This window comes from Erythrobacter sp. (genome assembly GCF_023653175.1).
Taxonomy (GTDB): domain Bacteria; phylum Pseudomonadota; class Alphaproteobacteria; order Sphingomonadales; family Sphingomonadaceae; genus Erythrobacter.
The window spans coordinates 1-9,276 of record NZ_JAMNXL010000141.1; the positions used below are offsets into that span (position 1 = coordinate 1).

Annotated in this window: 13 protein-coding genes and 1 pseudogene; 8 read left to right on the top strand and 6 right to left on the bottom strand. The window is 66.2% G+C overall.

The genetic code is table 11. From position 1 onward, the window contains the following. The 4 genes and pseudogenes from NBV68_RS14300 to NBV68_RS14315 form a co-directional block, all read left to right on the top strand. Positions 1–324: pseudogene (locus NBV68_RS14300) on the top strand (heavy-metal-associated domain-containing protein); the annotation flags it as partial. A 16-nt stretch (positions 325–340) separates the two neighbouring features. Beyond that, the gene (locus tag NBV68_RS14305; RefSeq protein WP_296310861.1) at positions 341–982 is read left to right on the top strand and encodes an ATPase; all 642 of its coding nucleotides are present in this window, start codon (positions 341–343) and stop codon (positions 980–982) included. Positions 983–1,035: 53 nt separating this feature from the next. Beyond that, entirely contained in the window at positions 1,036–1,773 is a 738-nt protein-coding gene (gene epsC, locus NBV68_RS14310; protein WP_296310863.1) for a serine O-acetyltransferase EpsC, read from the top strand. 8 nt (positions 1,774–1,781) lie between these two features. After that, positions 1,782–2,153 (top strand): DUF2794 domain-containing protein, encoded by a 372-nt coding sequence (locus tag NBV68_RS14315; protein ID WP_296310864.1) that lies wholly within the window; start codon positions 1,782–1,784, stop codon positions 2,151–2,153. A gap of 15 nt (positions 2,154–2,168) precedes the next feature. Here the strand turns inward: NBV68_RS14315 and NBV68_RS14320 are convergent, their stop codons facing one another. From NBV68_RS14320 to NBV68_RS14335, 4 genes are all read right to left on the bottom strand, one after another. Beyond that, the gene (locus tag NBV68_RS14320) at positions 2,169–2,561 is read right to left on the bottom strand and encodes a hypothetical protein (RefSeq protein ID WP_296310866.1); all 393 of its coding nucleotides are present in this window, start codon (positions 2,559–2,561) and stop codon (positions 2,169–2,171) included. A 128-nt stretch (positions 2,562–2,689) separates the two neighbouring features. Continuing rightward, complete coding sequence (locus NBV68_RS14325; RefSeq protein WP_296310867.1) at positions 2,690–3,331, bottom strand: DUF4328 domain-containing protein; 642 nt, start codon at positions 3,329–3,331, stop codon at positions 2,690–2,692. A gap of 103 nt (positions 3,332–3,434) precedes the next feature. After that, positions 3,435–4,364, bottom strand: coding sequence for an SDR family NAD(P)-dependent oxidoreductase (locus NBV68_RS14330; protein ID WP_296310868.1), 930 nt, complete (start codon positions 4,362–4,364; stop codon positions 3,435–3,437). Between the two features lie 124 nt (positions 4,365–4,488). After that, the gene (locus tag NBV68_RS14335) at positions 4,489–5,184 is read right to left on the bottom strand and encodes an HAD hydrolase-like protein (protein WP_296310869.1); all 696 of its coding nucleotides are present in this window, start codon (positions 5,182–5,184) and stop codon (positions 4,489–4,491) included. 91 nt (positions 5,185–5,275) lie between these two features. On the opposite strand from NBV68_RS14335, the gene glmU reads away from it, so the two are divergent. From glmU to NBV68_RS14355, 4 genes are all read left to right on the top strand, one after another. Beyond that, positions 5,276–6,640, top strand: a complete 1,365-nt coding sequence (gene glmU, locus NBV68_RS14340; RefSeq protein WP_296310871.1) for a bifunctional UDP-N-acetylglucosamine diphosphorylase/glucosamine-1-phosphate N-acetyltransferase GlmU — start codon at positions 5,276–5,278, stop codon at positions 6,638–6,640. A 56-nt stretch (positions 6,641–6,696) separates the two neighbouring features. Continuing rightward, positions 6,697–7,242 carry a hypothetical protein gene (locus tag NBV68_RS14345; RefSeq protein ID WP_296310872.1) on the top strand — a complete coding sequence of 182 codons (546 nt, stop codon included), beginning with the start codon at positions 6,697–6,699 and terminating at the stop codon, positions 7,240–7,242. Further along, positions 7,235–7,510, top strand: a complete 276-nt coding sequence (locus NBV68_RS14350) for an HNH endonuclease (RefSeq protein WP_296310873.1) — start codon at positions 7,235–7,237, stop codon at positions 7,508–7,510. The genes NBV68_RS14345 and NBV68_RS14350 overlap by 8 nt, the downstream gene beginning before the upstream one ends. Positions 7,511–7,596: 86 nt before the next feature. After that, positions 7,597–8,193 carry a heme-binding protein gene (locus tag NBV68_RS14355; RefSeq protein ID WP_296310874.1) on the top strand — a complete coding sequence of 199 codons (597 nt, stop codon included), beginning with the start codon at positions 7,597–7,599 and terminating at the stop codon, positions 8,191–8,193. 4 nt (positions 8,194–8,197) lie between these two features. On the opposite strand, the gene NBV68_RS14360 is transcribed toward NBV68_RS14355, so the two are convergent. Then, positions 8,198–8,440 carry a DUF1153 domain-containing protein gene (locus tag NBV68_RS14360; RefSeq protein WP_296310876.1) on the bottom strand — a complete coding sequence of 81 codons (243 nt, stop codon included), beginning with the start codon at positions 8,438–8,440 and terminating at the stop codon, positions 8,198–8,200. Positions 8,441–8,691: 251 nt separating this feature from the next. Then, a partial coding sequence (locus tag NBV68_RS14365) for a prolyl oligopeptidase family serine peptidase (RefSeq protein WP_296310877.1) occupies positions 8,692–9,276 on the bottom strand: 585 nt, incomplete at its 5' end.

Sequence of the window (9,276 nt, forward strand, 5' to 3'; positions counted from 1 at the left end):
GAGTCGGCCGCGGCAGCAGCGGCCGCCGGCGAGGCGCCGCGTATCGAGGCGCTGCCCGTCACCGGGATCGAGCCCGGCGAGGTCGCAGTGCGCAACATCACAGTCCAGTTCGCGAGCCCCGATGCCGGTGCCTTCGACGCGGCGCTCGGCGCGGTGCGCTCCACCGGCGGCGTGCGCGGCGTGGGCGTCACCAGTACCGCGATCGGCGGCACGTCGGTGATGAGCGTCGCCTATGCCGGATCGCTCGAAGAGCTTGCCGCCGCGCTCGAAGCGCGCGGGTTCAGCGTGCGGCGCGGGGCGAACGCGCTCGCCATCAGCCGCTAGGGCCTTGCGTCCCGCGATGGGCGAGCCGTCCCAGATAGCCCTGCCCCTGTCCGCCAGTGGAGCCGCGCGGCGGATCGTGGTGGGTGAAGCCAACGCGCAGGTCATCGAGGCGCTCCAGCATCCCGATCGCTGGCCGTTCCACGTTGCCGTCCTCACCGGCCCGCCGCGTTCGGGCAAGAGCCTGCTCGCGCGTTGGGCGCAAGGGCTGCATGGCGATGCCCTCGAGGTGATCGACGATGCGCAAGGCGTGGATGAGACCGCGCTGTTCCACGCCTGGAACGCCGTTCAGCAGGGCGGCACGCGAGAGGGCGGCGCGCTGCTGCTGGTCGCCGATGCGGGCCGCGAGGGCGTATGGCGGATCGCGCTTCCCGACCTTGCCTCGCGCATCGGCGGATCGCTTGCACTCGAAATCGGCGCGCCCGGGGATGTGATGGCGGGCGAGCTGATCCTCGCTCAGGCCGAGGCGCGCGGGCTCAGCCTGCCCGAGGGTGCGGCCGATTACCTCGTCCCGCGCACGGAGCGCAGCTTTGCCGCGATCGAGGCGCTGGTGGCGACAATCGACCGCATCTCCCTTGAACGTCAGACGCCCGCCACCATGTCTGTGTGGCGCGCCGCGCTCGAGGCCCTGCACGGGCCCGAGCAGCGGCGGCTGTTCTAGCGGTCGCGCGCTCCCGATTGCATCGGACGCGCTTTGGTGGGAAAAGCGAGGCGATGTTTGACCGGCTGATCAGCTATCTGGACTCGATCCGTGCCCGCGACCCCGCGCCGCGCTCGCGCTGGGAGATCCTGCTCTATCCCGGGGTCTGGGCGCTCGGCTTCCACCGTATCGCGCACTGGCTGTTCGAGGCGCGGATGTATTTCCTCGCGCGTTTCGTGAACCATTTTTCGCGCCTCTTGACCGCGATCGACATCCACCCGGGCGCAAGCATCGGGAAGAACTTCTTCATCGACCACGGCTTTGTCGTGATCGGCGAGACCGCCGAGATCGGTGACAATGTGACGATCTATCAATGCGTCACGCTGGGCGGCACCAATCCCACCAACGGCAAGGGCGGCAAGCGCCACCCGACGCTTCAGGACAATGTCATCATTGGTTCGGGCGCGCAGATCATCGGGCCCATCGTCGTCGGCGAGCGCGCCCGCGTCGGGGCCAATGCGGTGGTGACCGACGATGTGCCGGCGGGCGCGACGATGATAGGCCTCAAGGCCCGTTCCACGCTGGTGCCGGCCGAGGAATGGCTGCGCGAGTTCATCCCCTATGGCACGCCCTGCGACGATCCGCCCTGCGACGACAAGGGCCGCCCGCGCGGCGACTGCGTCGAGAAGCTCGAGGCCGAGATGGCAGCAATGCGCGAGGAAATGGCGCTGATGAAGGCGATGCTCGCCGAGCGCGAGGCGCCTGCACAGCCGGTCCCGGCGCGGCTGCGCAAGAGCGGCACCAAGGACTGAGGGCGAGGATGGCTGCACCACAATCGCCGGGGGGAAGCCCCGGACAGGTGGTTCCCTTCCCCGGCCGCGGCGGTGCCGATCAGGTCGGCTTCGAACGGCCCGAGCTGATGCGCATTCTCGACCTCTATGGCCGGATGGTCGCCGCCGGAGAATGGCGCGACTACGCGATGGACTTCACCCGCCACGCCGCCACCTTCGCCGCCTTCCGCCGCGCTGCCGAACGCCCGCAGGCGCGGGTGGAGAAGCGCCCCGCGCTGCGCGGCAAGCAGGGGATGTGGACGCTGTTCGGCGAGCACGGGCAGGTGCTCAAGCGCGGGCATGACCTCGCGAATGTCCTCGCGCCGATGGAGCGGCGGTTGCTGAAGGCGGTGGACGAGTAGGCGGCAAATTCCGCTTCAGCGCCCTCGGTACAAGAATGCCATGGTGACGATCGAGGGCATGATCAGGCCCTTGAGATAGGAAAGCGGATGGCGACCGATGGTGAAGTCTGCCTCCACCATGCCGAAATGCGCCCAATAATGGGTCACGATCAGGCTGCCGATGCTGAACCACATCGTCCAAAGCGCAAAGCGTTTCCCCAGAACCACAAGGGTGAGGCTGGCGATGATTCCCACGCGCAGGGCTGCCTGCACCCAGTTATAGAGCGCGTTGCTGGTCTGATCATGCCAACGCACGAAGTCGGACAACATCGTGACGTGGTAGAAAATGAACAGGCTCGCCAGCGCAATGATGATCAGGCGCTGGATCGGATGTGGTGAATTTTTCGGCAGGGCGGTAAGCGTATCCATTGGCCGTGCCTCCCAATGCATCATCTGATGATTGGAGAGCTACATTAAGTGTGTTACTGTGTCAATACACTAGATGGCATGGCGGGTGATGGCCCAGTGTGCGATTTGCGGTCAGTTGCCCGCGCGCGCTACTCGAACACGCCGAGGTCGACCGCACCGTTCACCTGATTGTCGGTCACTTGACGCAGCACCTTGATGAGGAACCACGCCGCGCCGGCGAACAGCAGCTGGCCGAACAGCGTCAGGCCCAGCACGGCCCATAGCGGCGTGGTCACCCAGATACCCGGCAGCGCGTCGACAAAGAGCGTCAGCATCACGATCGTCATCACGATCGCCGAGACCACCCAGCAGCTCCACCAGCTCGACACATCGTCGACCGAGGAGCCTGCGAATTCCTCGGGCTCGCCGGCGCTGCGGTTGGCTAGTTCGCGCATTGCCACGAAGGGCACGAAGAGATTGGCGACCGGCACGAAGAAGCTGAGGGTCGCCCAGCCGGGGGAGTGGCGCAGGCCCTTGATCCCCGCCGCGCGCAGGTTGGCGTGGGCGGTGTAGGTCCACAGCAGCACAGGAACCACCGATGCGAGGAAAGTGAGATTGAGAGCGATGGCTATCAGCGCCACTGCTGCGGGCAGCGGGGCGAGTTCGTTGCCAGGATCGCGGTAAGCGACCGACAGTCCAGTCATCACTACGCACAAGAGCGAGAGCGCGAAAACCATCCACGCCCCGATTGTCGCCAGCAGCGCGAAGGTGCGCAGGTTTCCGGTCTGCATCCGATTGCCCCCCATGCGGGCGCCGCGACCCATGCGAAACGCCCCCGTGCATTTCTGCACGGAGGCGCCAGATTTTCAAGACTTTTGAGAGGCCTGCGGGCTCTTAGCCGCGCGCCGAGGTCGGACCGGTGCCGGTGACCTTCTGCATCGCGCGCAGGATGTTGCCCGACTGCTCGCTGCCCGATTGCGGGGCGATGAGGTTGGTGAAGGAGTTGATCTCCTCCCAGCGCGCGGCGAAGCCTTCGAGGGTGCGGTCTTCTTCCGGCAGCCACACGGCGTCGTTCATCACCGTCCACGAGGAGTGGTAGCCACCAGCCCCTGCGCCGACGATGGCGTTGGTCGGCGCGTCCTCAGACACGAGGAACAGCGCGGCCGGGACCACGTTCTCGGGCGCGAAGAGCTTGAAGGCTTCCTCGGGGAACAGGTCTTCGGTCATGCGGGTGCCCGCGACCGGCGAGAGGGTGTTGCAGCGCACGTTGTACTTCGCGCCTTCGAGCGCCAGCGTCTTGGTGAGCCCCGCAAGGCCGAGCTTCGCCGCGCCGTAATTGGCCTGGCCGAAATTGCCGAACAGACCGGTCGAGGACGCGGTCATCAGGATGCGGCCATAGCCCTGCTCGCGCATGGTCTCCCACGCCGCCTTGGTGGCGAAGGCCGAGCCGGTGAGGTGGACCTTGACGACGAATTCGAAGTCGGCCGGCTCCATCTTGGCGAAGGTCTTGTCGCGCAGCACGCCCGCGTTGTTGATCAGCACATGGACGCCGCCCCACTTCTGCTTGGCGTCGGCGACCATCTTTTCCATCTGTTCGAACTCAGTCACCGATCCGCCATTGGCGACCGCTTCGCCGCCCATCGCCTCGATCTCGGCGACGACCTGCGCCGCGGCGTCCGAGGTGCCGGTGCCATCGCGCGATCCGCCGAGGTCGTTGACGACGACCTTCGCGCCGCGGCGGGCGAGTTCGAGCGCGTAAGCCTTGCCGAGCCCGCCGCCTGCACCGGTGACGATGGCAACCTTGTCCTTGAAGCTGATGGTCATGGGTGTTCTCCTGTCCAAAAGTGCGGCGCGCTTTACGCCTGCGTAAACCGATCTGCGGCGCGCTGCGTGGCACTTTCGTAGCCGCCTTGCAACAGCGGAAAGGGCAGGGGGCTGTGCCGTAGGGTCAGGCAGTGCGGGCGAGGCCCTCGAGGGCCGGAATCAGGCCTTCGAACGAATCGATCACGGCGTCCGCGCCAAGCTCGTGAGGGGGGCGGTCGCAATAGCCATAGACCGCCGCGATCACCGGCACGCCCGCCGCCTTGGCGCTGCGCACGTCATAGGTCGAATCGCCTAGGAACACGAAGCTGCCGCCCCCCAGCACCTCGCGCGCCCTTAACACAGGGGCAGGGTGCGGCTTGGCGAGGAACTGGCCGTCTGGCCCCTTGCCCATGGTGTCGCCGCCGATCACGGTTTCGAACTGGTCGATGAGGTCGAGCTGGGTGAGCACGCTGCGTGCAAAGGCCTCGAACTTGTTGGTGACCACCGCCATGCGCACGCCGCGTGCCTCCAGCTCCGCCAGCCCCTCGCGCACGCCGGGATAGGGCACGGTGTGGACCGCGTTGTGCGCCTCGTAAAACGCAAGCATCGCCTTGTAGAGCCGCTTGAACTCGTCCTCGGCCACGCCGCCCTGCGCCTCGATCGCGCGGGCGAGCATGATCTTTGCGCCGCCGCCGATCAGATCCTTGGAGGTCTCGACCGAGACCGCGGCAAAGCCTCCCAGCACCAGCGCATGGTTCACCGCCGCGCCAAGATCGCGGAAGGTGTCGAGCAGCGTGCCGTCAAGGTCGAAGCCGATGGCGCCGAAAGGGATGTCCGTCATGGTCTCTCCAGAAGTGAGCGCGCGGGTGGCGCAACCTACTTCAATCTGCAAGCATTTGCTGGCAAGCGCGCCTTTCCCTAAGGACATGCGCATGACCACCACGACCACCCCCTTTGCCGCCATCATCCTTGCTGCGGGCAAGGGCACCCGGATGAAGAGCGACACGCACAAGGTGCTGCACGCAATCGCGGGCAAGCCGATGCTCCTGCACCTGCTCGACAGCCTCGCCGAGGCAGAGCTTGCGCGCACCGTGGTGGTCGCGGGCGACCGGCATGAGCAGCTGGCCAAGGCGCTTGTGGGCCGCGATGTCGCTGTCGCCCTGCAGGAGCCGCAGCTGGGCACGGCGCACGCCGCGCTTCAGGCCAAGAGCGCGCTCGCCGATTTCACGGGGCTGGTGCTGGTGTGCTTCGGCGATTGCCCGATGGTGAAGGCCGATACCGTGCGCCGTCTGTTCGCCGCGCTCGAGGGCGGGGCCAAGGTCGCGGTGCTGGGCTTCCGTCCCGCCGATCCGCTGGCCTATGGCCGGATCATCGCCGATGCCGATGGCATGGTGCGCAAGATGGTCGAATACAAGGACGCTTCCCCTGAGGAACGCGCCACCGATCTGTGCAATTCGGGGCTGATCGTGGCCCATTCGGACGACATGTGGCCGCTGCTCGAAGCGGTCGGCAATGATAACGCGCAGGGCGAGTATTACCTCCCCGACGTCGCCACCAACGCCATTGCGCGAGGCGACCGGGTGGTGGTGATCGAAACAGATGCCGACGAGGTCGCCGGGATCAACTCCCGCGCTGAACTCGCCGCGGCCGAGGCGCGCTGGCAGGCGGCGCGGCGGCTGAGAGCGATGGACGAGGGCGCAACCCTGATCGCGCCCGAGACGGTGTTCTTCGCCCATGACACGCAGCTGGGCCGCGATGTCACGATCGAGCCCAATGTCTTCTTCGGCCCCGGCGTGCACGTCGCCGACAAGGTGCTGATCCGCGCGAACAGCCACATCGAGGGCGCTTCGCTGGCCAGCGGCGTCAAGGTCGGCCCCTTTGCCCGCCTGCGCCCCGGCGCGGTGCTGGAAGAGGACAGCTTCGTCGGCAATTTCGTCGAGGTGAAGAACGCGGTGCTGGGGCAGGGTGCCAAGGCCAGCCACCTCACCTATCTGGGCGATGCAACCATCGGCGCGGGCGCGAATATCGGCGCGGGCACGATCACCTGCAATTATGACGGCTACTTCAAGTACAAGACGGTCATCGGCCCGGGGGCCTTCATCGGCTCGAACTCGTCGCTGATCGCGCCCGTCACCATCGGCGCGGATGCGATCGTCGCGGCCGGCTCGGCGGTCAGCCGCGATGTGGCTCCGGGCGAACTGCGCATGGTGCGCGCCGAACAGCTGGTCAAGGACGGCTGGGCCGACCGTTTCCATGACGCGATGAAGAAGAAGAAGGCGGCGGAGAAAAAGGGGTGAGAGCGCGGGCGCTCGGTCTTGCGGGTTTTGCGCTGCTGGCGGGGTGCGGGGGGCAGGTGGCGGAGAAGGCCGCAGCCCCCGAAGCCGCCGTTTCTCTCGCTTCTGCCAGCGTTGATCCGCTCTTTGCCGCGCGTTCGGCGGAGCAAAAGCGAAACGCCGCCGCCGTCTGCCCGGCGGACGAAAGCCCGATCTTTGCCTGCAAGTTCAAAGACGGCAAGCGCGTCGCCGTGTGCGGCGTGAGCGAGTGGTACGGGCGCTACCGCTTCGGCGGCGCAACGTCCGAGCTCGAACTGAACGGGGGCAGCTACGCCTATACGATGTATTCCGGCGGCGGGGAGGGCCAGATCGCCTTCGTCAACGGTGACACGCGCTACATCGTTTTCAGCCGTATGGTCCGCACCGGGTTCGACAAGAACGGCAACCGCCCCGCATTCAGCGATGGGATCGTGATCGAGCGCGGGGGCAAGTTCCTCGATATGAAGCTGTGCGAAGACCCCGATATGCTCCCAATCCGGAACGAGGCTGCTAACGCCATCTGGGAAAACGAGGGCAATCTTTTCACCGACGAAACCATCAGAGCGGACTCTCCGGGTAATGAGTGACGATCCCGAAACCCTCACCTGCTGGCTCTGCGGCCGCCCGCTCGGCGATATCGTCCAGTGGCATCACCCGGTGCCCAAGGCGAAGAAGGGCAAGGTCAAGGTGCCGATCCACCCGATCTGCCACAAGACCATCCACGCGAACTTCACCAACAACGAGTTGGCGCGCATCGGTGAGGACGCGGAGAAGATTCGCGACAACCCCGCAATCGCCAAGTTCATCGCCTGGATCGCGAACAAGCCCGCCGATTTCGACGCACCCACCCGATAGGGCGACGCGGCAAGCCGACGAACGCCGGAACGGCGGGCCGCCTTGTAACGTAGATAGGGCAAGAACACTTGCGAAGGAGACTGCCCATGAAAACCGCCCGCTGGATCGCCGCCGGAGCAGGGATTGCCGCAGTCGGTGCCGCGGCCGCTTACGCCCAGTATCGCCAGACCGAGCAGCCCGATTTCGCCATGGTGCGCGCCGACGGGGATTTCGAACTGCGCGATTACCCCGCACTGGTGGTCGCCGAGGTCAGCAATGTCGGTACCCGCGAAAGCGCCAGCGGGGCGAGTTTCCGCAGGCTCGCCGCCTATATCTTCGCCCAGGATCGCCCCGAGGGCGGCGAGAAGATCGCCATGACCGCGCCGGTGCTGCAAGACGAGACCCGCCCCGGGCAGTGGCGCATGCGCTTCGTCATGCCATCGCAATACACCCTCGACACCCTGCCGCCTGCGCCCGACGACATCACGCTTGCCCAGACCCCGGCGCGGCGAATGGCGGCGGTGCGCTTTTCAGGGAACGGTTCGGGCTCCGATCTGGCGCTGATGGAGGCGCGGCTGCGCGACTGGATGCGCGAGGCACGGCTGATGCCCGCGGGTGAGGCCGAATTTGCCTTCTATGATGCGCCGATGATCCCTGGCCCGCTGCGCCGCAACGAGGTGCTGATCCCGGTCGCTGCGCCGTAAACGCTCAAGCGTCCTGGGTGCGTTCCACTTCGCCCGCGGTGGCAAGGTAATCCGCCTGCCACTGTTCGAACTCGGTGCGGCTCAGCAGATAGCGCTCGCGCGCCTCGTGAAAGCTGATCGTTCCCTCGCGCACCGCGCGCACGACCTCGTCCTTCCTGGCCTTGGACCAGTGGACACGGTGGTGCTTGGGCAGGGCGTTGTAGCTCTTGATCGCATCGGCAATCGAGATGTTCCGGTCATAGGCCATCGGTGATGCTCCTGTCGTTAGAGTCTGTGTCATCGCACCCGATGGCCTGACTGTTGACGCGCGGCCCTAACCAGACCTTGCCGGAGATGGTTAGCGAGGCGTTGATGAAACGCTCCGTGCTGTGTGCGCGACGAACGGAATGCCAAGTGTCGGGCCCCTTTACAGGCAGCCACGTTGCCTGTCGGCGTTAACGAGAAAGGGGCGACTCCACCTGCGTGGAGCCGCCCCTTTTCGTGGCCGCGAAGGCGTGCCTACTTGGCGGGCTTCTCGTCCATCAGACGCTTCATCAGGTAGACGAATTGCAGCGCCTGGAGCTTGGCGCGCTGGTCATTGTCGACCCCGCCCGAGTGACCGCCGGTGGTGTCCTCGAAGTAGTAATAGGGCTGGCCGAGCGCCTTCAATTTGGCCGCACCTTTCCGCGCGTGCGCAGGGTGGGTGCGGTCATCGGCGGTCGAGGCCCACAAGAAGGGCTCGGGGTATTCGACGCCCGCGACGATCTTCTGATAGGGCGAATAGCCCTCGATCCAGGCGCGCTGTTCGGGGATGCGCGGATCGCCATATTCGCCGATCCACGAGGCCCCGCGCCCGATCACGTGATAGCGCAGCATGTCGAACAGCGGGATCTGCACGATCGCCGCGCCGAACAGGTCGGGCCGCTGGGTGAAGGCGGTGCCGACCAGCAGGCCCCCTTGCGAGCCGCCTTGAATGCCGAGATGCTCCGGCTTGGTGAAGCCGCGCTTCACCAGATCATCGGCGACCGCGATGAAATCATCCCAGGTGCGCTGCTTGTTCTCGCGGATCGCGGTCTGGTGCCACTGCGGCCCGAACTCCCCGCC

What these genes read in the sequence shown, in the direction of transcription:
- NBV68_RS14305 (WP_296310861.1), top strand. Translation starts at nt 341, where the DNA reads ATGGGCGAGCCGTCCCAGATAGCCCTGCCCCTGTCCGCCAGTGGAGCC.
- epsC (WP_296310863.1), top strand. Translation starts at nt 1,036, where the DNA reads ATGTTTGACCGGCTGATCAGCTATCTGGACTCGATCCGTGCCCGCGAC.
- NBV68_RS14315 (WP_296310864.1), top strand. Translation starts at nt 1,782, where the DNA reads ATGGCTGCACCACAATCGCCGGGGGGAAGCCCCGGACAGGTGGTTCCC.
- NBV68_RS14320 (WP_296310866.1), bottom strand. Translation starts at nt 2,561, where the DNA reads ATGGATACGCTTACCGCCCTGCCGAAAAATTCACCACATCCGATCCAG.
- NBV68_RS14325 (WP_296310867.1), bottom strand. Translation starts at nt 3,331, where the DNA reads ATGCAGACCGGAAACCTGCGCACCTTCGCGCTGCTGGCGACAATCGGG.
- NBV68_RS14330 (WP_296310868.1), bottom strand. Translation starts at nt 4,364, where the DNA reads ATGACCATCAGCTTCAAGGACAAGGTTGCCATCGTCACCGGTGCAGGC.
- NBV68_RS14335 (WP_296310869.1), bottom strand. Translation starts at nt 5,184, where the DNA reads ATGACGGACATCCCTTTCGGCGCCATCGGCTTCGACCTTGACGGCACG.
- glmU (WP_296310871.1), top strand. Translation starts at nt 5,276, where the DNA reads ATGACCACCACGACCACCCCCTTTGCCGCCATCATCCTTGCTGCGGGC.
- NBV68_RS14350 (WP_296310873.1), top strand. Translation starts at nt 7,235, where the DNA reads ATGAGTGACGATCCCGAAACCCTCACCTGCTGGCTCTGCGGCCGCCCG.
- NBV68_RS14355 (WP_296310874.1), top strand. Translation starts at nt 7,597, where the DNA reads ATGAAAACCGCCCGCTGGATCGCCGCCGGAGCAGGGATTGCCGCAGTC.
- NBV68_RS14360 (WP_296310876.1), bottom strand. Translation starts at nt 8,440, where the DNA reads ATGGCCTATGACCGGAACATCTCGATTGCCGATGCGATCAAGAGCTAC.